Raw genomic sequence first — 20,782 nt, forward strand, 5'->3', positions numbered from 1 at the left:
ATTCGCCCGCAGGTCTGCGCTCCGGTGCTCACGAATGTCACATTCGCTCCGCTTCTGTGCTCGTCCTTCCTAGGGCTGCAAAGGTTTTCTATCACGCTGAAAAGAAGACAAAGGGCTAAAATCAAGATCATTTTAGCCCTTTGTCAACAATCTGAGCAGACGATGTTCTCGTCTGCTTTAAGCTTCTCTTTTAATCTGAGGCTGAACCACATAGTCTTGTTTTGTGAAGACAACTCCGTCTAGAATTTCTCTTGCGGTTCGAATAACTTTGACTCTTTTTTCAGAGATGTCAATTTCAGTTTGCATAATACCAGCAGGATGCCCAATACGAAGGGTGTCATCTTTTCCTTGAAACAGCTGAGAAGGAAGCGTTTCATCTAAGAAACAGCTGGCTGTCACGCAGACAGAGCCGGTAATGGCAAGTGCTTGGTGCGGTCGTTGCATCGATAGCATACGAACGATAATGTCCATATCTTCTGCTCGTCTCAAGATGCCATTTGTATCTACATAGTCAGTAGGCTCACTAATGAGCGCAAGCTTTGGAACAGCTGGAGACTGTAATGTGGCCATTTCTTTTGGTGCAAAATGACACATTTCAGCAGCAAGGGAACGAATTTCTTCTAAATCATCCAGTAATTCGTCTGTAAACTCTTCAGGCAATTCAGTTCCTTTTAATTGTATATCTTTCGCGCGAATAAAGGCAATTGGATTTGCAATGTCAACGATCGAGATTGGAATCTCCCCAAACTTTGTTTGAATCGTATCAATTTTGTTTCCAGTCGGAAAGGTTTTACCTGTGACAGCGCCTTCAGGTTTCTCGAAGGATAAATAAATGGGAGACCCAGTTCCTTTTACGCCTGGAATTTCTGCCTGTCCTTCAAATTTTACTTCTCCATTTTCAACCTCGACCTCTGCCGTAATGACTTTATTTGTATTGGTATTGAGGATACGTACAGTCGTAATGGGCTCAACCGCTTGAACAAGTCCTTTAATGATGGCATACGGCCCAACGGCTGATGAGATGTTCCCGCAGTTTCCTTTAAAGTCGACATATCTCTCATTTATGCTGACTTGTGCAAATGTATAGTTCACATCCACATCCGGGCGTGTGGCTTTATCGATAATGGCCACTTTGCTTGTTAAAGAATTACCGCCACCTATTCCATCGACCTGCAGCCGGTCAGGGCTGCCCATAATGTCTAATAGAAATGCTTCGAGCTCATCGTGTTCATATGGTGCATTGTTCGCGTGAATGAATACCCCTTTGCTTGTACCGCCTCGCATGATTGTGATTGGAACTTTTCTCATTACTCTCACCCTCAATTTTTAATAAACTGTTTATCTAACCAAAATGGTAAAGTATAATAAGAAATAAGTTAAATACATTATTTTAAGAGAAATTAATAAAAATATTTTATAATTAGTAAAAAAGGAGGGTAAACAATGGATGAAAAAGATTGGCGGTTTTTAAAGGTACTTTATGAAGAAAAGAACATCACAAAAGCGGCAGAAAAATTATTTGTCTCTCAGCCTGCCTTAAGCTATCGATTGAAACAGCTTGAAGAGGAGTTTGATATGAAGCTTTTCTTTAAAAGAAAACGAGGAATTGAATTTACATCAGAGGGCGAATACTTGGCTAAATATGCAAATGACATGCTCAAACAGCTGCAGCAAACAAAAGATGGCATGCTCAATATGCAAAAAAAGGTCAAAGGAACGATCCGGTTAGGGGTCTCAAGTAACTTTGCCCAGTATAAACTGCCAGAAATATTAAAAGAATTTTCTAAGCAGTATCCACATGTTCAATTTATGGTCAACACAGGCTGGAGCACAAAGGTAATGGATTTATTAGGAACATCAAGTGTGCATTTAGGGATTTTAAGAGGCGATTATGACTGGAATGGAGAGCGCTTTTTGCTCGATAAAGAGCGTCTTTGCATCATTTCAAAATCAGAAATCCAGCTAAAGGATCTCCCGAATCTGCCGCTCATTGACTATCATACAGACAGTTCATTGAAACGGCTGATTAACAGATGGTGGCAGGAAACATTCACAATGCCTCCGCTTGTCACGATGGAGACAGACCGTCAGGATACATCAAAAGAGATGGTGAAGCATGGTTTAGGCTATGCCATTGTCCCAGAAATTTGCCTCAGACCAAGTGATGAGTTATTTGTAAAAGGTCTTTCGTATAAAGATGGACAGCCTGTTTTAAGAGATACATGGCTCATGTACCAGCCAGACTCACTTCATTTGTCTGTTGTGAAAGCGTTCATTGAGTTTTTAAGAAATCAGCAAGGTTGATTATAAAATAAATTTATTGAATATACGAAAAAATCGATATTTTCATTATAAAAAAAGCTATTATATCCTTGAAATAGAAAGCGCTAACATATAGATCGCAAGTGCAAGGGGGCGCTTGCAGATCATGTGAAGAAGAGGATGGAGGGATATAAAGTGCTAGCTATTTTAGGGATCTTGATGGTCTTGACATTTACATTTCTCATTATGACTAAACGTATGCATCCGGTGGTGGCTCTAACCGTTGTACCTATCATATTTGCATTGATCGGTGGCTTTAACAAAGGATTAGGGGACATGATGCTTGATGGACTGAAAACTGTTGCACCATCAGCTGCTTTATTGTTATTTGCGATTTTATTCTTCGGTGTCATGCTGGATGCTGGATTGTTTGATCCTCTGATTAAACTCATTCTACGTATTGTAAAAGGTGATCCTGTCAAAATTGCTTTTGGGGTAGCGATTTTGTCTATGCTTGTTGCATTAGATGGTGATGGAACAACAACGTATATGATTACCGTATCAGCTATGCTGCCACTTTTCTTAAGAATTGGGATGAACCCATTAATTTTAGGAACAATTTCATTATTATCATTAGGAATTATGAGCGGAATGACGCCATGGGGCGGACCAGCTACTCGTGCCATCGCGGCGCTTGGATTAGATGCAGGCGAATTTTTCATTCCATTACTCCCAACGATGGTTGGAGGCGGTCTTTTTATACTTTTTACTGCTTACGTACTTGGAAAAAAAGAAAGAAAACGGATTGGGATTGCAGAGATTCAGTACAAAGAAGAGCCGTCCATTTCTCCTGAATTGGCTGCATCAATTGAGGATGGAGTAGCCGATATCAAAAGGCCGAATCTGATTTGGATTAACTTCTTCCTTACAATTGCTGTCATGGTCACACTAGTCCTGGATATCATCCCAATTCCTGTACTCTTCTTAATTGGATTTGTCATCGCTCTTATGATTAACTATCCAAAGGTTGAAGATCAGCGCGAGCGAATTTTATCTCATGCAGGTAACGCATTAACGGTTATCACACTTGTATTTGCAGCAGGAATTTTCACTGGGATCTTTTCAGGAACAAAGATGGTTGAGGCCATTGCCAATTTGGTCATTTATATGATTCCAGATTCCTACAGCTCATTTTTCCCGCTGATTGTTGCTTTGACGAGTATGCCATTTACATTTATTCTTTCAAATGATGCTTACTATTTCGGTGTGCTGCCGATCTTGGCTGAAGCCGGCGCAGCTTACGGGATTGATCCGGTGGAGATTGCGCGTGCTTCTATCATAGGACAGCCTGTCCACTTACTGAGCCCGCTTGTGGCTTCAACGCTGCTGCTTGTTGGAATGCTGAACAAAGATATTGGTGATTTACAAAAATATGCACTCCTATGGACCGTGTTAACTGCCCTTTTTACAACACTTATTGCATTGTTAACAGGCGCCATTACAATCTTTTAAATACCACGTAAAAAAGGACGATGTCTCGGGAGGAGACTCGTCCTTTTTTGCGTGGATGAAAGCGCAGTAAATTGGACGCTGATATGCGGGATTTCTTGATTTTAACGTCACCTACCTCAGGCCCCTGGCATATGATATCTCGACTATACAGAATCCCATTCTATAGAGACTAGAGCTCTCACCTTAGCAAGGAGGGTTACAATACTTGAAGGAGAAAGAGTTTCAATCCAAGCCGCTATTAACCAAAAGAGAAAGAGAAGTATTCGAATTGCTCGTCCAAGATAAAACAACAAAAGAAATTGCAAGCGAGCTTTTTATTAGCGAAAAGACTGTTCGAAATCATATTTCGAATGCCATGCAAAAGCTAGGAGTTAAAGGCCGTTCACAGGCCGTAGTCGAGCTTCTGCGTATGGGTGAGCTAGAGCTCTAAAGTCAGCCGGTTTTCCTTCCATATCGGGAAGGAACCGGTTATTTCTATATGGTTTCCATGAGTCTCTTCTTGCATTTTCTTTGAAAAACGAGGAAAATAGACATGTACGTTTTAATCAAAGTGAGATGCTATAGTGAGGTATCAATAAAATGGAAACGAATGAGTCTGGCCATGTTGCAGAGATTGAAAAATCATTGCGCCACATTGCTGCAATTATTAAGCAAAAAGGCAGAGAAATCCTGAATCAATATACAATTACACCTCCACAATTCATCGGGCTTCAGTGGCTTTATGAATTCGGAGATATGACAATAGGTGAACTGTCACAAAAGATGTATTTGGCTTGCAGCACAACCACTGATTTAATTGATAGAATGGAAAAAAGTGAACTTGTCGAACGGGTGAAAGATCCATCTGACCGCCGTGTGGTTCGCATTCATTTATTGCCTGAAGGCGAGAGGATCATTCAAGAAGTGATTGCTAAACGCCAAGAATACGTCAATGAACTTCTAGGGGCTTTCTCAGAAGAAGAAGCCATCGTTTTCAACCAATCCTTAACGAAACTACAGCAGCAAATGAAGAGAAAATGAGGCGATTTTGTTGGATCAACCAATCGGCGTCATTGATTCCGGCGTCGGCGGTTTAACCGTTGCAAAGGAAATCATGAGACAACTGCCAAAAGAAAACATCATTTATGTAGGCGATACAAAACGATGTCCATATGGCCCTCGTAAAGAAGAAGAAGTTCTTCAATATACTTGGGAAATGGCGCACTACTTATTAAAACACCACCATATTAAAATGCTCGTCATTGCGTGCAACACAGCAACGGCGATCGCACTGGACGAAATCAAAGCAACGCTTGATATTCCGGTCATTGGCGTGATTCAGCCCGGCGCCCGTACAGCGATCAAGGTGACAAACAATCAGCATATTGGCGTTATTGGCACAGTCAATACGATCAAAAGTGAGGCATACAAAGAAGCGCTGCTGTCACTAAAAGCAGGTCTAACGGTTCAAAGCCTGGCGTGTCCGCTCCTTGTCCCATTTGTGGAAAGCGGTACGTTTTTAGATCAGACAGCAGAGGCAGTGGTGAAAGACTCCCTTGAACCAATGAAAGAAACAGGAATTGATACACTTATTCTTGGCTGCACACACTATCCGATTTTAAAAGAGCCGATTCAGCGCTTTATGGGCAGTGATGTCAGCATCATTTCATCAGGGGATGAGACAGCGAGAGAAGCGAGTACGATTCTTTCATATAAAGGGCTGTTAAATACCTCTAAAGAAGCACCTGTCCATACATTTTACACAACAGGACAGCAGCAAAATTTCCAAAACATCGCTCGTGACTGGTTTGGCTACCTGCCAGGGAAGGTCGAAACCGTGTCACTTGAACACATCTACCAGCAATAACCCCTTCTACTTGAAGCGGGTTATTTTTTTATGAAAAGGGTCTAATCCTCCGAGGGAGCTCGTATACATAGTAGTACAAACTACTAGAGGAGGGTGAAGTATGCTGAAAAAAGGATCTACAGCAGCTGTTACGTGTATCGCGTCAGCCATGCTTTTGTCAGGATGCGGATTGTTTCAAACAGACCAAGCGAAAACAGAGATTGATCCACCACAAAACGTCACATATGTGAAAGAAAATAAAGAAGACAAACAAACAGCCAAAGAAGGAAAAGAAGAGAAGCAGGCTGATACAGTCATGAGAGAATTATATTTAATTGATAAAAACGGGTATGTCGTATCTCAATCCATTCCGCTGCCGAAAAATGAAGGAAGTGCCAAACAAACCCTTGAATATCTCGTGGACGGGGGACCTATTTCTAACTTAATGCCGAATGGTTTCAGAGCAGTGTTACCTGCGGACACGAGCGTATCTGTCGATATTAAAGATGGAACGGCGATTGTGGATTTTTCAAATGAATTTAAAAACTATAAAAAAGAAGACGAACAGCGAATCCTGCAATCTGTTACTTGGACGTTAACACAGTTTGATTCCATAGCCAAAGTCAAATTGAAGATGAATGGACATGAACTAAAAGAAATGCCTGTGAACGGTACGCCCATCTCAGATGATTTAAGCAGAGAAGACGGGATTAATATCCAGCACGAGGCTGCCGCTGATATGACTTCAACAAAGCCTGTTACTGTCTACTATTTAGCTGAATCTGATGAAAAGACGTACTACGTTCCGGTCACCACAAGAGCACCAAAAGACGAGGATGATCCGATTACAGCAGCGATTGATGAGCTCGTCTCTGGGCCAAGCAAAAAAAGCCATCTGCTTACAGACTTTGACCAAGATGTGAAGCTGAATGATGTACCAAAAGTAAAAGATGGCCATGTGACACTTGATTTCAACGAATCTATTTTTGGCAGTGCGGATGAAAAGAAAAAGGTGATTTCACAAAAAGTTCTTGATAGCATTGTGCTCACATTAACCGAGCTTCCGGACGTCAAAAGCGTATCTGTTAAGGTGAACGGCAAGGCTGAGCTTGTGAACGAAAAAGGAGCAGAGCTTACAAAGCCGGTTTCACGACCAGAACAAGTGAATACAGGTAGTTTTTAACGTCACACATTGATATAATGGAGAAAAAGAGGCATGCATATTCGCTGCCTCTTTTTTATTCCGAGCGGTTAGAACAAGCCGAGGTTGTCAAAGTTAGTAGGAGAACCCCGCTGGCATACGCGCGGAATGTATATTGTAACGGAGGTAAAACATGAGATTAGATGAAAGACAATATGACGAATTGAGAAAAATTGAAATAGAGGCAGGCTACATCACGCACCCAGAAGGCTCTGTCTTAATCTCAGCGGGAAATACGAAGGTGATTTGTAACGCATCGATCGAAGACCGCGTACCTCCTTTTTTAAGAGGAGAAGGAAAAGGCTGGATTACAGCAGAATATAGCATGCTTCCAAGAGCAACCGCACAAAGAACGATAAGAGAATCATCTAAAGGAAAAGTCACAGGACGTACGATGGAGATTCAGCGTTTAATTGGACGAGCACTCCGAGCAGTCGTTGACTTAGAAAAGCTTGGCGAACGCACCATTTGGATTGATTGTGATGTCATTCAAGCAGACGGCGGTACACGCACAGCGTCGATCACAGGTGCTTTTGTTGCCATGACACTCGCGATTCAAAAGCTACGAGCTGAAGGAGTCATCAAAGAAAACCCGATTACTGATTATTTAGCGGCGATATCCGTCGGAATTGATTCTCAGCAAGGTCTTCTGTTAGATTTAAACTATGAAGAAGATTCTTCTGCTGAAGTAGATATGAATGTCATCATGACAGGCGCTGGCCGTTTTGTTGAACTTCAAGGCACAGGTGAAGAAGCGACATTCTCAAGAGAACAGCTAAACGGACTGCTTGATTTAGCCGAAAAGGGCATCAAAGAATTAATCGAAAAGCAAAAAGCAGTAACAGGAGAAGTCATCGAATAAAGAGAAGGGTTTGATCAGGATGAAAACAGCCATCATTGCAACGCACAATGCGGGCAAAGCGAAAGAATTCAAAGCCATTCTTGAGCCAAAAGGATTCACGGTCAAAACACTAGCAGACATTGGTTTTACTGAAGAGATTGAAGAAACAGGACAAACCTTCGAAGAAAATGCCATCATCAAAGCGGAGGCCATTCAAGCCAAAGCAGGTGAAATGGTCATTGCAGACGATTCCGGTCTGTCCATTGATTATCTGGGCGGAAAACCTGGCGTGTATTCAGCGAGATACGCAGGTGAGCATAAAGACGATGCGGAGAATGTGGAAAAAGTGCTGAGCGAACTTCAAGGCATTGAAAAAGAAGACCGCACAGCCAGATTCAGATGTGCCCTTGCTGTCAGCATACCGGGAAAAGAAACAAAAACGGTAGAAGGATCAGTAGAAGGCTTCATCGCAGAAAAGCCAATCGGCGAAAATGGCTTCGGATACGACCCGATTTTCATTGTCAAAGACAAAGACCAGACGATGGCCGAGTTATCACCAGAGGAGAAAAACAAGATCAGCCATCGAGCGGTCGCGCTTCAAAAGCTTTCATCACTGCTAGACGCAAATGAATAAGGGGGGAATGAAGCCATGAAGATACTCATTATTAGTGACAGTCATGGACTCACAGATGAACTTCAAACCATTGCCAAACGGCATGAGGCTGAAGTCGACATGATGATCCACTGCGGAGATTCAGAACTCGAAACGAACCACCCAGCACTCGAAGGATACAAAGTCGTCAAAGGAAATTGTGACTTTATGGGCGATTTTGAAGAAGAGCTCCTGCTCCCACTTGATGGAGGCGGAAAACTATTTCTCACTCACGGACATCTGCATGGCATCAAACAATCCTTACTTCAAGTCTACTACCGTGCAGAAGAGCTAGGCGCAGACATTATCTGCTTTGGTCACTCGCACATCCCGGGCAGTGAACTGCTAAGAGGAAAACTCCTCATTAACCCAGGCAGCGTACACCTGCCAAGAGTGCGAAAAGAGCGCAGCTATGCTATACTGACACTAGATGGAAGCGAAGCAAACGTACAGTTTTTCACCGACGAAGGTCAGGTCATACAAGACCTCGAAAACACTGTTACATTGGAAGGTATTTCATAAGGGTGCAGCATTTGCCCCTTATGAAAAAACTTTCGAAAAACCGTTGACTTTAAAGAACAATAGTAATATAATAAATCTTGTCGCTGAGGTAATACACCACAGCACACTACATAACAACATGTCCCAGTAGCTCAGCAGGATAGAGCAACGGCCTTCTAAGCCGTCGGTCGGGAGTTCGAATCTCTCCTGGGACGTACTAAATTAAAAGCCTGAAACCCTTTATTAGCAAGGATTTCAGGCTTTTTTGTTCTTTGGAACATAAGTTCGCAACTCGCTTCAAAAGAGGGAGTGGATTTATTTTTAAGTATTTCCGTTCCCTGTTTTTGTATCGAAGAAGCTATCAAAATGGGTGGCTGATTTTTGATCAGCTTCTTCGATGACATGGGCGTAAATTGACATAGTTATATCCATTTTTGTATGTCCTAACCGTTCCTGAATAACTGCGATTTATTTAAATGATTGGATAATTCAGTTCATAATTTGGGTAGCAATAATAAGGCGGCCTACGTCCAATTTCAGACATTGGCCATGAATGCTCCATATAAACCATGGTGACTTTTTCCATTGAATGGTTCACAAGTAATAACTCTACTTCTGGATTAAATTCATATCTCAATCTAATGACCTCCTTATATTAGGAATGTGTGGATTCCCCACCGTCAACATGCAACACTTGACCTGTAACAAAACGTGAATCATCAGAAGCTAGATAAACAAATGTTGGTGCGAGTTCAAATGGATGGGCAACTCGTTCCATTGGGTTAAATGCTCCATATACAGCCACTTGGTCTGACGAGAAGCTTGCTGCAATGAGTGGCGTCCAGATTCGACCTGGAGCAACGGCGTTTACACGAATTCCTTGTTTTACAACATTTTTAGCCAAAGCACGTGTCCAACCAACAATTGCACCTTTTGTGGCTGTATAATCAATCATTTGTTGCTCGCCTACATACGTTACGACTGAAGAAGTACCGATAATAGAACTGCCTGGTTTTAAGTAAGGAAGCGCTGCTCTGGTTGTGTAAAAATGTGAGTATATGTTGACTTTAAAGGTGTCATCGAATTGTTCGTCTGTAATGTCAAGAAGGCCTGGTTGTTGAAATTGGATACCAACGTGGTTACATAGAACATCTAGACGCCCGAAGGTTTTTACTGTTTTCTCTACAATGGTGATACATTGCCTTTTATCTCGCAAGTCTCCTGGCATCAATAAACAACGTTGCCCGAGTTCTTCGATTCTTGCTTTTGTTCTATTAGCATCTTCGTGTTCATCTAAGTATGCAATCGCAACGTCAGCACTTTCCTTTGCGAAGGCAATGGCTACTGCTGCACCAATACCACTATCCCCTCCTGTAATAAGAGCAACTTTTCCCGCTAACTTACCACTCCCTTTGTAATTTGTATTTTCAATAATTGGAAGTGGTACCATTAAACCTTCTACACCCGGATGACGAAGTTGACGTTGTTCAGGTAAATTAATCGGGATTTCTTCATAGCGTGTGATTTTTCCGTAATTAGGGTACATGGGATAAGGTTGAGTTTTCATTTTCTCTAGAAACATCTGTTGCATTTGTTTTATTTGTTGCAACTTACGCTCATCAGATTCTTGTGTCATTTAACTCCCTCCAATTGTACACATTCCCTTTAAATGTTTATGTTGTTTACTGCTAATCCAAGTTTTAATAATGAATAAACTTGTGAAGGAGTTATTTGAAGAGTTTCAGTAAACTTTCATGAGTAGGTTGGTATTTCTAGATATTTGAACGCGTTCGAAAACAAGTAATATAACGTATTATGTCAACTATCACACTCTTTTCCTTAATCCTAGATCACTACATTAAAAAATATCTTAAAGAGCGGAACAAACGAAATCTGCTGCTTTTTGTGGCCGGGATCAATCTAGGCTTGAGAATATCTGATCTTCTTCAATTACGTGTCAAAGACGTTAAGAAACAATATGTGTCTTTAAGGGAGAAGAAGACAGGCAAAGAAAAAAAATCAAGATAAACAAGACACTTAGGAAAGCACTAGATCAATATATTAAAGAACGTGATGATCAAGAGTATGTATTTAGAAGTAGAGAGGGGCTAAACAAGCCTATCAGCCGCAGCAGTGCATACAACATTTTGAGAGAGGCAGCGGAGTATGTCGGGCTTGATAGCATAGGTACACATACATTAAGGAAAACATTTGGATACTGGCATTATAAGAAGTTCAAGGGTTTGGCTTTGCTGTAAGAAATATTCAACCACTCAAGACCAGATATTACATTGAGATATATCGGGATCACACAAGACACAATGGATAGAACAATGGACGATTTTTGCTTATAGGCTCATCTGTTTAAATGACAGGTGGGTCTTTTTTTGCGCTCTTTTTCATCAACTAACCATAATGAGAAAATGTCCAACCCATTTTAAAGAATTGGCTGAAAAGCAAGAGGGACAAAGGATTCAACGATTCCCCTGAGTTAGACACAATAATAGATATGGTTAATTGGTGGATTGTGTGAATAATTGTAAGAAATAAGATAATATTTTCTTTTAATAAAAAACACTTAGTGTCGATATAAAAATAAAAAGGGAATGAATATTATGGAAAGAACAAATAGATGGAACATAATTACTAAATACCTTGATTTACTTGAAGATTCTCCTATTTTATATCATTATACGAACGTTTATGGTTTAGAAGGTATAATGAAGCATAAGGAACTATGGGTATCCAATGCAGATTTTTTAAATGATAAAACGGAACGTAAGTATACAGAAAAAATCCTGTTTAATTTGATTGAGGAGAAATTAAAAGATAATAAAATGAAAGACTTGATAATGGATACTTTGACAATAGCTTTGGACATGACGGAATTTCCTACTTATGTTCTATCATTATCTATAAACAAAGATTCTAACTTATTATGGTCAAATTATTCACAAGATGATGGTTATAACATTTCATTTGATTTTGAAACACTTGAAGAAATAGGAGATTCTTTAAATTCAAGTGTTTTTAAATCAAAAGTTATATATGAAGAAGAAATACATTATGAAGCATTAAATGAATTAGCTGATTATTGCGTTGCAGCATTTAGTAAAAGTAAACCGAATTACGAAGAACTTGTAAGTGAAGTAAAAGTGGTACATACTTCTTTGCAATTACTTGCCTCCTTTTTTAAAAATTCGAGTTTTCAACAAGAGGAAGAGTATAGAATAGTGCTTATCCAAAATACTGAGAATGAACACGATTATGAATGCAGAGTCTCGAATGGAACCTTCATCCCTTATATAAAAATGAAATTTAATAAGAATAATGTCAAAGGAATAACTATAGGTCCGAAAAACAAAATGGATATATCAGAAGAAGGATTAAAGAGTTTTTTAACATTAAACAAATTTAATGTGGAGACTATAGAGATTAACCGATCCAAGATTCCATACAGGTATTAAAGAAATAGAAGGCCTTAATATTCTTTAGGCATTAAAATGGCACACTTTTGGCATAGCCTTTTGTCTGAGAGCGGTTATGATTGTATTAGGTGATAAATTGAGAGCGGCTTCCATTGCAGAGGTCGTTTTTTCGTTCGACAAAATTTGCGAATAATAAAATTTTCACAAGACAGGTCGATATATCATCTGAGGTGATCATATATGACTAGGAAACTTGGAGAATCTAAAGATGTTACAAAATATTTAAAAGGTCGCTATAAAAAAAAGTACAAAAAAATATTAAAAACAACTTTGGACGAAGATGTTAAATTACAAAAAGACATTATTTTAGATCATGATAAAGATGAATTAAACAGGATGTTAAAAAGAATTGAAGCTTCTATAGAAGTAGAGAAAGACACTCAATCTTTATACAGTCAGCCTTTTTCAATAATACTTGTTATGGTAACTGTTATGATGTCAGCATCAATGGCAATGGTATCAAGTTTTATGTCACTTATGAATAATATCTTTGGTAAATATTTAGACAGTCAAGATATTAAAAAGATTAATTTTAACGAGTTGTTTAACTCTCTATCTAGTTTTAAACCTGTAATTCAATATGTGTTAATAAGTGCTGCTGTGCCTTTTTTGGTTCTGATGGTTTTTTGGACTTGTATTTATATAAAACGGCATAAATCCATTGGAAGGTTATATGCGACCTTGGTTTTATTGGAAGAGTGTATAGTAGATTATGATAAAGTAGTACAACAGCAAATTAATAGTAAATTAATTCAAGAAACAAAAACTAAAATCACATAAGTATTTCTTTCGAATGAAAGAGATGAAATATATTTTATCTTATTTGAGAGTAGATGGAGGGCATAAAATGAATGAAATCATAACTGCTGCAATTATTGCCGGTGTTGTTTCTATAGTGACAGGTATTATAACAATAATAATTCAAAATAAACATGCAAGAAGGACTTCTATAGTCGATACTATAAGTCGTCAACGAATTGATTGGGTTAACAAGATGAGGGATAATTTTGTAGAAATTAATGATTTGATTTTTACATATTCTTTAAAAAGGAGTTCATATCTTAGAGATAAAGATGGTTGGGATGGAGAATACGATTTCGTAAAGAATCTCACAACAATAAGGAAATTAAAAATTGATATTGATCTACTACTCAATCCAACAGAAGAATATGCGAATGAACTTAGTGTCAAACTTAATTCTTTGCTGCAAATATTTCCAAAATCGGAGCTTGATAAAGATGAAGCAGGGCTTTATCAAAGAGAAATTAAAAAACTTCAGCAAGTGATAATAAAATCTGAATGGAGCCGAACTAAGAAAGAAATACAACAAGGAAAGGTTTTGACTGATAAAGAGGTTAAAAAAATATATACAGAAAAAGCTAAGAAATTAAATATGGAATTAACCAGATAATAAACTTATAGAGTAAAAATCTTTCTTTTAGGAAGGTTTTTTATTTTTATATGAAAAGGAGAATTGAATCGCTGAAACCATGCAATGAACCTGAATGTCCTCAACTAACGCTTGAAGGATATTGCAAACAGCATAAGACATTGAAGTTTTCATACGATCTGCACCGTGAATCATCATCACTCTGGGGATATAACAGCCGTCAAACCGCATAAGGGAGATAAAAAAATGTTCTGGCTTTCTTCTAATTGGCAGCCACTGTGTGCGTCCTGTCACAGTAGGAAGACCGCTAAAGAAGATGGAGGGTTTGGAAATGGATTATAAAAAATGCACATGTGATCAATGCGGAACAACATTTATTATTAGATACTGTTCTAGGATTATGAAGATCGGACGTGGAATCAAACAACGTCTACTAGTGTATCCGAGGTGTAAAGCTGAGTACACATCCTACTATACAAACGCAGAAATCAGAAAGTAGCAAAGGAAAATCAGTAAGCTTATAATGCTATTCGAATGAAGAGGAACAAAAGCCTCCTTGGACAGCAAAGCACAAAAAAGTAAAGTCGGGTCAAGCATTCACGCTTGATAGATAGTTAATCAATGAGGCAAAAATGTAAAAGCTGAAATCAGTCCATTATATTACAGCAACTTTAAAGTATGTTGAAGTAAAGCAGAAGTAAAAGAAAAGCCCTTCCGACGTGGAGGGGCTTTTCTTAGTTATTCATCATTGGCCAATTCCCATATTTTTTGACCGTTTGCCATATAAACTGCACGTGGTGTATCTTCATAAAGAGAAATCTCAAACAAAGTGTTTCCCTCAATTAACCAAGTATATAAACTGTCTTTTTCATTATTAAGGGGAGGAGATAAAATCTTATTTACTTGAAAGACTGTAGCGTAATATTCTTTATAATTGATGTCATCATCTTCTAGACCGTTATCAGTTTCAAAAAATGTATCAGTTCTACCGATTAGCCTTAATCCATTTTCATATTCCAATGTAAGGTCTCTATTTTTGTATTTTGATAATGTTTTAAATAAAGAATCAGGTTCCATGTCAATCCTCTTTTCTCATATTTATGATGGTTGTGAAGGCACGATGTGAGCGCCGTTTTTACTATAATGTATAATGCCTCTTGTAGTCTCTTCATACTTATTGGTCTCTGTATTGTAATGCTTTCCTATGACTTGACCAAAATCCACTCTTTCTTTATTTTTTGTTTTTAACATATCACCAGTACCTGCATGTTTATCAAGCAATTTTTGTGCTTTTTTATTATCTCCAAAGAAGATACTCTTTGTTTTACCATTAGCTATCTCCTGTTTATAGTTAGGTGCATCAGGAATATGTTTCTCTTGAGCGCCTGGTTTTACTTTTGCCGGGAAACCATTTACTTCACGATACGGACCTTTTGGTACGGAGTGTTTGCCGAAGGAAGGTGTTTTGACAATCTTCTTGGCTACTTTCTCTCCTTTCATTATTTTAAATACGTATTTTCCAACTTTAGCGATTTTAGCTCCGGGTATCATGTACAAGCTTGATACTAAACGGTCCATGTCAGCGGCTTTGTCACCTGTTACAGGGTCTCTTCCTGTGATGACTCGAATGGCATCATTTATTCCTGTAAATTCAACCGCTGTATTTAAGATGTTTGAGGTTTGTTTCAAGTCGGAAATCTTTGTGATGCTTTCAATATTCACTTTGTTTTGATCCGATATTCGTAACCGATATAGCATTCCGTCTCGAATAACTTCAACTGTTTTGGCATTTGCGAAGTCAATCTTTTCATTTGTATTATATACTTTTCCATTTACGAACACGGCGTTTTGATTGATTTTATTAAACGGTTTCCTATTTAAAATCGTATCCACATTTGATCGCTCTTTATCTTTCAGCTTCTTCAGCATGATTGTCATTGGATTTTCTTTAGAGGAGTCTATATTTTTATTCATTCCACTGATGGTACTGTTGATTTTTTCTTCTTTTCCATCTTTGAAGATAGAGCCTTTTTGATAACTAGTAATTTCAATTTTCGGGCCAGTGAACATCTTGCTTAAAGTATCTATGTATTGTTTCATTGTGTGAAGGGAACTTTTTGTTTCATTTATAGCACTTGTTTGTTCTCTGTCAAATGCATGAAGTAGTCCGATGGTTTTGGACGTCTCAAGCCAGGCTTTTTGATAGCTTTGTTGGAAAGTAGATTCGTCTACATGAGGCAAATGCTCAATATGGCTGACCCTGCTGAGGGCTTGATTCACATCGGATACAATATCAGAAATAGTCCGTTCGGCTTTTTTTAACCCTTGGTCAAGCTCGTGTTCAATGAATGATTGAGAGATAAAACCATTCGGGTTTGATTCAAAAGCATGAAGTGCCTGTTTTGTCTTTTTTAGTGCACCACTGTATTCTTCAATGACGATCTGAAAGAATTGCAAAAAGGGAATGTGACACTCCATATAAAAATCTTTTATCGCTTGTCCAGCTTCTCCCTTTAATGCACCATCTAAGGAGATGATTTGATTGATTTGTTTTTCTAGGGACTTCACATTATGTGATTGCTGCTTCAACTTGTTCAGCGTTTGGTCAATTCCATTCTTCAACTCAAAGACATCAAGGTTTTTCATTCGGTTCTCCTTTATTTTCTGTTAGTACTCATAGCAATTAAGCGTCCACATAAAGAAAGGGAGCTGCATAAACGACAGATCCCAAGTTGAGGAGTTAATTTTTCTTTTTTCTGTAGTCTTTTACTAAGCTTGAAACAACCAAACCCATCACACTGAAAGCCACAAGATAAAATAAAACATTTGTTACAGGTGTATCAATTTTCCCTAAGATCATCACAAGGGCAATAATAGCGCAGGGTAAAGTAATTAATAACGTTTTGGATGGCGTGCTTTGCTGTGACACTTAATGACCTCCTGATTGATCCATTAAATAGATATTTTAGTTGATTTTAACATATGGAGATTGTACGAACAACATAAGGAGGATAGCAATCTACTTTAAGAGCGGACAAATGAAACTTACTGATTTTATGGAAATCATTTCAATTAAACCTTTTGTGTAATAAAATGTATATGATTTATACAAAGGGGTGAGATGGAGGTGAAGCATCTTTTAACGGCAATCGTAGTGGCTAGCATTGTGGGGATCATGGTATATGTTGCAGACGATCGTTTAAGCATGTTTCCGTTGATGCTGATTATAGCGGTTGCGATCTATATCGTAAGCAGGATTAGCGAAGCATTGATTAAGAAATACTCAAAAGAAAATAGTTAATAGCACCGCCCTCCATTGGAAGGGCATTTTTAAATTAACCTCCCTAATGAAAAAGGCATTGTAAAGCGGTAAACGTTCAAAAGAGAGAATATTCTTTCTCCCACTAAAAAAAGTAAGGTGTATAAGATGAAAACGAAGAACCAGTTTGTCTTGTGACGGATTTTCTAATCATGCAATACGAGAAACCCATGAAATCATGGGTTCTTTTATTTCTCTAGTCAAACTAAATTAAGGTGCCACCAATTCAACTTTCATTCTATCAGGATCTTCAAAATAAACAGCGTAATGTTTATCGCCGCCTGCGAAGGGGTGTGTATCGGTATAAAGAATTTTAACACCCATGCTTTTTAACTTTTCAGTCATATCATCTACTTGTTGCCGGGAACTGGCATGAAAAGCCAGGTGGTTTAGACCTGCCCTGCGTCTATGATAGGGTATGTCCATAAATCGTTCCTCCGTTTGTACGAAAACGATATAAGTTTCTCCCAATTTCCAACTTCGACCGCTTTCCCAGTTTTGATACGGCTCGTAGCCTAACTCCTCTAAAAACCACCCCCAAAAAATAATCGAATTCTTTAAATTCGAAACATTTAGTTCAATGTGATGAATCAGTCCTTTTGACAATAGATGAACCCCCATTTAGAAGATTAATGATTATATGACTTAATGTAACTTAATTCAGATGAATATGGAACTCTATTTAATGGTTTAGCTGTTAATGAATAAATCTAAAGAAGAATATGCTGCTTCACGACAGCTTTCAGCAATTTTAAGGCAAATTTAAGCTCGGATTTTATTTCAAATGTATTAAATCTTTGTTACAATAAGACAGCTTTGCTCAAAAGAGACGTTCCAAGGTTCGACATTTTTTTAGTATTTCTTAAAAATTTTATGGTTTGATATGAAACTCTTTGAATGAGTCATGCGTCTCTATAAGTGTCAAAAGAAAAGAGGTTATCAATATGCTATTCAAAAAGCTATCAGAAAATAAGTCTGTAAAATGGATAGGATATACAAGCTTTTACTTACTTATTTTGCTATTATTGTTCTTTATTTACGGATTCCACACAGCAAATACGGGATCATTCATTTACAACGATTTTTAATTGGAGATTAAACTATGAAACTATTACACACGATTCATGAATACCAGCAAACGAAACCAACACAGCCAGCATTTGTTTCTCAACAGGCGTCGATCACATATGATGAGCTTTGGCATTTATCAGACCAAATGGCTGGTGCGATTGATGCGGTCGCAGCTGGCAGTGAACCTGTCATTGTCTACGGTCATATGGAGCCAGAGATGCTGATTTCTTTCTTAGGCAGTGTGAAATCAGGCAGACCTTATATTCCGGTCGACATCTCAATACCTGTCGAGCGCATCGTCTCAATCATTGAAAGCTCAAAAGCCAGTTTATTGATTTGTGCAAATGAGCAGAATGTATTAGATGTAGAAGAACACATTGAAGTGAAAAGTGCGGCATCACTTTTAGCACTTGAAAAAGAAGCACCGCCAGCCACGCAGTGGGTTCAACAAGATGATGTTTTCTACATTATTTATACGTCTGGCAGTACCGGAAAACCGAAAGGCGTTCAGGTAACAGCCAATAATTTAGAAAGCTTTACAGAGTGGATGTGCCGCGATTTCCCAATTGATGAGGGACGCACATTCTTAAATCAAGCACCATTTTCTTTTGACTTATCAGTGATGGATATCTATCCAGCGCTTCAATCAGGCGGCACGCTTTACTGTTTAGTAAAAGATCTCGTCAACAAGCCAAAGGATATGTTTGCAGCACTTGGTCAATCTGACGTTGAAGTGTGGACATCAACACCATCCTTTGTGCAAATGTGCTTAATGGACCCTTCCTTTACAGGGGAGCTTTTACCAGAGCTGAAAGTTTTCTTGTTCTGCGGTGAGGCGCTTCCTGTAGCTGTAGCAAGTGCACTTCTGGAGCGTTTTCCAAAGGCGCAGGTCTTTAATACGTATGGTCCAACTGAAGCAACTGTTGCGATCACATCGATTGAAGTCACGCAGGCGATTCTTGATCACCACGATTCTTTACCAGTCGGCTATGCCAAACCTGATACAGATATCGTCATTTTAGATGAAGAAGGCAAGACACTTCCTGATGGTGAAAAAGGTGAAATTGTCATCGTGGGGCCAAGTGTCACGAGAGGCTACTTAGGTGAACAAGCCCTAACAGATAAAGTGTTCTTTGAATACGAAGGACGCCCTGCTTACCGCACAGGTGACGCAGGTGTAGCGCAGGATGGATTAATTACGTGCCACGGTCGTCTCGACTATCAAATTAAGCTTCATGGATACCGGATGGAGCTTGAAGAAATTGAATATCATGTGAGCGAGACAACCTATGTCAATGCTTGTGTGATTGTGCCATTCCAGCCAAACGGTCATGTCGAGTACTTGATTGCAGCGATTGTTCCAGCAGCTCATTCATTTGAAAAAGAGTATCAGCTGACAAGCGCGATTAAGAAAGAAATGGCGGATTCACTGCCAGCGTACATGATTCCAAGAAAGTTTGTCTATCTTGAGCAGCTGTACATGACGCCAAACGGGAAGGTTGACCGTAAGAGAATCGCGAAAGAGGTTCTTCTATGATTCCGTTTAGTTCATTCTTTTTCTTCATTCTAATGGGTATTCTTCTTTTGCCGACCATCATTCTTGGTCTTCGTGGCAAAAGAATGCAGGGCTACAATATGTTTGCAACAGTTGTGGCACTCGCGCTTATTTTCTCAAAGGATGCACATGGCGCACTGCTGCTCTTCTTGTTCACGGTGTGGCAAGTCTTAATCATCCGCCTGTACCTTGCATACCGGTTAAAGGCGAATCAGGCATCCGTTTTCTATGCAGCAGTGGTGGCATCTATTTTGCCGCTTGTGCTGTCTAAGATTTTACCATTCTTTTTAACTCATCAGCCGCACCAGCCGGCGCCAATGAACTGGCTGAGCTTTTTGGGGATCTCGTACTTAACATTTAAAGGTGTTCAGTTAATTATTGAGACAAGAGACGGCTTAATTAAGAAGAAAATTCCGATTCACCGTTTGGTCTATTTCATTGTCTTTTTCCCGACGATTTCATCAGGTCCGATTGACCGTTACCGCCGATTTGAAAAGGATATGGATACGCCGCCTGAAAAGGAAGCATACAGTGATCTTCTGTATGCCGGTATTCATAAAATTTTCATTGGCTTCTTATATAAGTTCATTATTGGATATTTGATACACACGTATATTCTGATGAATATCCATCATATTAGCAGCAGTCACTTTGTTCAGCAGTTAACGTATATGTATGCTTACAGCATGTATTTGTTCTTTGACTTTGCTGGATATACAGCATTTGCTGTAGGTGTGAGTTATATTATGGGCATTAAGTCGCCAGAGAACTTTAATAAACCGTTTATCAGCCGAAATATTAAAGACTTCTGGAATCGCTGGCACATGTCCCTGTCCTTCTGGTTCAGAGACTACGTGTTTATGAGATTTGTGTTCTTTATGACCAAAAAGAAGTGGATTAAGAACCGTATGGCTGTATCAAATATCGGGTACTTTGTCCTCTTTCTATTGATGGGTGCTTGGCATGGTCTTGCCCTTCAATATATTATTTACGGACTATATCATGCAGTTGTTATGTCCGGTTACAATTTATTTGAGAAATGGAATAAAAAGCACAAGTGGTGGCCGGATAATAAGGTCACAATGGTTGTGTCTATCATTATTACATTCCATGTGATTTGTTTCGGATTTTATATTTTTTCAGGAAAACCATTTCATCATTAATG

General features: G+C 38.9%; 23 protein-coding genes, 1 tRNA gene and 2 pseudogenes. 19 read left to right on the forward strand and 7 right to left on the reverse strand.

Translation table 11 applies throughout. The features are described from left to right. Nucleotides 1-177: 177 nt before the first annotated feature. Complete coding sequence (locus V6Z54_RS13400; protein ID WP_269103199.1) at nt 178-1,308, reverse strand: PrpF domain-containing protein; 1,131 nt, start codon at nt 1,306-1,308, stop codon at nt 178-180. A gap of 135 nt (nt 1,309-1,443) precedes the next feature. On the opposite strand from V6Z54_RS13400, the gene V6Z54_RS13405 reads away from it, so the two are divergent. The 10 genes from V6Z54_RS13405 to V6Z54_RS13450 all read left to right on the forward strand — a co-directional run bounded on the left by V6Z54_RS13405 (nt 1,444) and on the right by V6Z54_RS13450 (nt 9,009). Then, entirely contained in the window at nt 1,444-2,304 is an 861-nt protein-coding gene (locus V6Z54_RS13405) for a LysR family transcriptional regulator (protein ID WP_024423208.1), read from the forward strand. A gap of 153 nt (nt 2,305-2,457) precedes the next feature. Continuing rightward, nucleotides 2,458-3,774 (forward strand): citrate:proton symporter, encoded by a 1,317-nt coding sequence (locus tag V6Z54_RS13410; protein ID WP_039183245.1) that lies wholly within the window; start codon nt 2,458-2,460, stop codon nt 3,772-3,774. A gap of 205 nt (nt 3,775-3,979) precedes the next feature. Then, nucleotides 3,980-4,204, forward strand: a complete 225-nt coding sequence (gene gerE, locus V6Z54_RS13415) for a spore germination transcription factor GerE (protein WP_003184172.1) — start codon at nt 3,980-3,982, stop codon at nt 4,202-4,204. A gap of 149 nt (nt 4,205-4,353) precedes the next feature. Next, on the forward strand, nt 4,354-4,794 hold the full coding sequence (locus V6Z54_RS13420) for a MarR family transcriptional regulator (RefSeq protein ID WP_338527413.1): 441 nt from the start codon (nt 4,354-4,356) through the stop codon (nt 4,792-4,794). 7 nt (nt 4,795-4,801) lie between these two features. Further along, nucleotides 4,802-5,620, forward strand: a complete 819-nt coding sequence (gene racE / locus V6Z54_RS13425) for a glutamate racemase (RefSeq protein WP_126681500.1) — start codon at nt 4,802-4,804, stop codon at nt 5,618-5,620. Nucleotides 5,621-5,720: 100 nt separating this feature from the next. After that, nucleotides 5,721-6,782: a GerMN domain-containing protein gene (locus tag V6Z54_RS13430; protein ID WP_075611734.1), complete on the forward strand. Its 1,062-nt coding sequence runs from the start codon at nt 5,721-5,723 to the stop codon at nt 6,780-6,782. Nucleotides 6,783-6,933: 151 nt separating this feature from the next. Further along, complete coding sequence (gene rph, locus V6Z54_RS13435) at nt 6,934-7,662, forward strand: ribonuclease PH (RefSeq protein ID WP_024427165.1); 729 nt, start codon at nt 6,934-6,936, stop codon at nt 7,660-7,662. Nucleotides 7,663-7,672: 10 nt separating this feature from the next. Continuing rightward, nucleotides 7,673-8,275: an XTP/dITP diphosphatase gene (locus V6Z54_RS13440; protein WP_162860205.1), complete on the forward strand. Its 603-nt coding sequence runs from the start codon at nt 7,673-7,675 to the stop codon at nt 8,273-8,275. Nucleotides 8,276-8,290: 15 nt separating this feature from the next. Further along, nucleotides 8,291-8,815: a metallophosphoesterase gene (locus V6Z54_RS13445; protein ID WP_039180464.1), complete on the forward strand. Its 525-nt coding sequence runs from the start codon at nt 8,291-8,293 to the stop codon at nt 8,813-8,815. A gap of 120 nt (nt 8,816-8,935) precedes the next feature. After that, nucleotides 8,936-9,009, forward strand: a tRNA-Arg gene (locus tag V6Z54_RS13450). 257 nt (nt 9,010-9,266) lie between these two features. On the opposite strand, the gene V6Z54_RS13455 is transcribed toward V6Z54_RS13450, so the two are convergent. Together V6Z54_RS13455 and V6Z54_RS13460 are read right to left on the reverse strand one after the other, a co-directional pair. Further along, nucleotides 9,267-9,431 carry a hypothetical protein gene (locus V6Z54_RS13455; RefSeq protein WP_305960876.1) on the reverse strand — a complete coding sequence of 55 codons (165 nt, stop codon included), beginning with the start codon at nt 9,429-9,431 and terminating at the stop codon, nt 9,267-9,269. 18 nt (nt 9,432-9,449) lie between these two features. Further along, complete coding sequence (locus V6Z54_RS13460; RefSeq protein WP_305960875.1) at nt 9,450-10,430, reverse strand: SDR family oxidoreductase; 981 nt, start codon at nt 10,428-10,430, stop codon at nt 9,450-9,452. A gap of 179 nt (nt 10,431-10,609) precedes the next feature. On the opposite strand from V6Z54_RS13460, the pseudogene V6Z54_RS13465 reads away from it, so the two are divergent. From V6Z54_RS13465 to V6Z54_RS13485, 5 genes and pseudogenes are all read left to right on the forward strand, one after another. Further along, a pseudogene (locus V6Z54_RS13465) lies at nt 10,610-11,148 on the forward strand (tyrosine-type recombinase/integrase). A gap of 261 nt (nt 11,149-11,409) precedes the next feature. Continuing rightward, complete coding sequence (locus V6Z54_RS13470; RefSeq protein WP_056768065.1) at nt 11,410-12,261, forward strand: DUF2971 domain-containing protein; 852 nt, start codon at nt 11,410-11,412, stop codon at nt 12,259-12,261. 201 nt (nt 12,262-12,462) lie between these two features. After that, nucleotides 12,463-13,062, forward strand: a complete 600-nt coding sequence (locus tag V6Z54_RS13475) for a hypothetical protein (RefSeq protein WP_056768062.1) — start codon at nt 12,463-12,465, stop codon at nt 13,060-13,062. A gap of 67 nt (nt 13,063-13,129) precedes the next feature. Beyond that, a complete protein-coding gene (locus tag V6Z54_RS13480) occupies nt 13,130-13,693 on the forward strand; it encodes a hypothetical protein (protein WP_056768059.1) in 564 nt (187 codons plus the stop codon). A 50-nt stretch (nt 13,694-13,743) separates the two neighbouring features. After that, nucleotides 13,744-14,014 (forward strand): annotated as a pseudogene (locus V6Z54_RS13485) (hypothetical protein). Nucleotides 14,015-14,410: 396 nt separating this feature from the next. On the opposite strand, the gene V6Z54_RS13490 reads toward V6Z54_RS13485, so the two are convergent. From V6Z54_RS13490 to V6Z54_RS13500, 3 genes are all read right to left on the reverse strand, one after another. Then, entirely contained in the window at nt 14,411-14,749 is a 339-nt protein-coding gene (locus V6Z54_RS13490) for a hypothetical protein (RefSeq protein WP_338527414.1), read from the reverse strand. A 21-nt stretch (nt 14,750-14,770) separates the two neighbouring features. Beyond that, nucleotides 14,771-16,318 (reverse strand): T7SS effector LXG polymorphic toxin, encoded by a 1,548-nt coding sequence (locus tag V6Z54_RS13495; protein WP_338527415.1) that lies wholly within the window; start codon nt 16,316-16,318, stop codon nt 14,771-14,773. Nucleotides 16,319-16,412: 94 nt separating this feature from the next. Continuing rightward, nucleotides 16,413-16,601, reverse strand: a complete 189-nt coding sequence (locus V6Z54_RS13500) for a hypothetical protein (protein WP_087977650.1) — start codon at nt 16,599-16,601, stop codon at nt 16,413-16,415. A gap of 192 nt (nt 16,602-16,793) precedes the next feature. On the opposite strand from V6Z54_RS13500, the gene V6Z54_RS13505 reads away from it, so the two are divergent. Then, nucleotides 16,794-16,973 carry a hypothetical protein gene (locus tag V6Z54_RS13505; protein WP_338527416.1) on the forward strand — a complete coding sequence of 60 codons (180 nt, stop codon included), beginning with the start codon at nt 16,794-16,796 and terminating at the stop codon, nt 16,971-16,973. Nucleotides 16,974-17,201: 228 nt separating this feature from the next. On the opposite strand, the gene V6Z54_RS13510 is transcribed toward V6Z54_RS13505, so the two are convergent. Beyond that, the gene (locus V6Z54_RS13510) at nt 17,202-17,597 is read right to left on the reverse strand and encodes a VOC family protein (RefSeq protein WP_338527417.1); all 396 of its coding nucleotides are present in this window, start codon (nt 17,595-17,597) and stop codon (nt 17,202-17,204) included. A 332-nt stretch (nt 17,598-17,929) separates the two neighbouring features. Between V6Z54_RS13510 and V6Z54_RS13515 the strand changes: the two genes are divergently transcribed. From V6Z54_RS13515 to dltB, 3 genes are read left to right on the forward strand one after another with little or no spacing between them, the layout of a single operon-like run. Beyond that, entirely contained in the window at nt 17,930-18,079 is a 150-nt protein-coding gene (locus tag V6Z54_RS13515; RefSeq protein WP_024427820.1) for a teichoic acid D-Ala incorporation-associated protein DltX, read from the forward strand. A gap of 14 nt (nt 18,080-18,093) precedes the next feature. Beyond that, nucleotides 18,094-19,599 (forward strand): D-alanine--poly(phosphoribitol) ligase subunit DltA, encoded by a 1,506-nt coding sequence (gene dltA / locus V6Z54_RS13520; RefSeq protein ID WP_338527418.1) that lies wholly within the window; start codon nt 18,094-18,096, stop codon nt 19,597-19,599. Continuing rightward, entirely contained in the window at nt 19,596-20,780 is a 1,185-nt protein-coding gene (gene dltB, locus V6Z54_RS13525; protein WP_338527419.1) for a D-alanyl-lipoteichoic acid biosynthesis protein DltB, read from the forward strand. The genes dltA and dltB overlap by 4 nt, the downstream gene beginning before the upstream one ends. Nucleotides 20,781-20,782: the final 2 nt, after the last annotated feature.

This window comes from Bacillus sp. MAG717A (genome assembly GCF_036884855.1).
In the GTDB taxonomy this organism is placed as follows: domain Bacteria; phylum Bacillota; class Bacilli; order Bacillales; family Bacillaceae; genus Bacillus; species Bacillus safensis.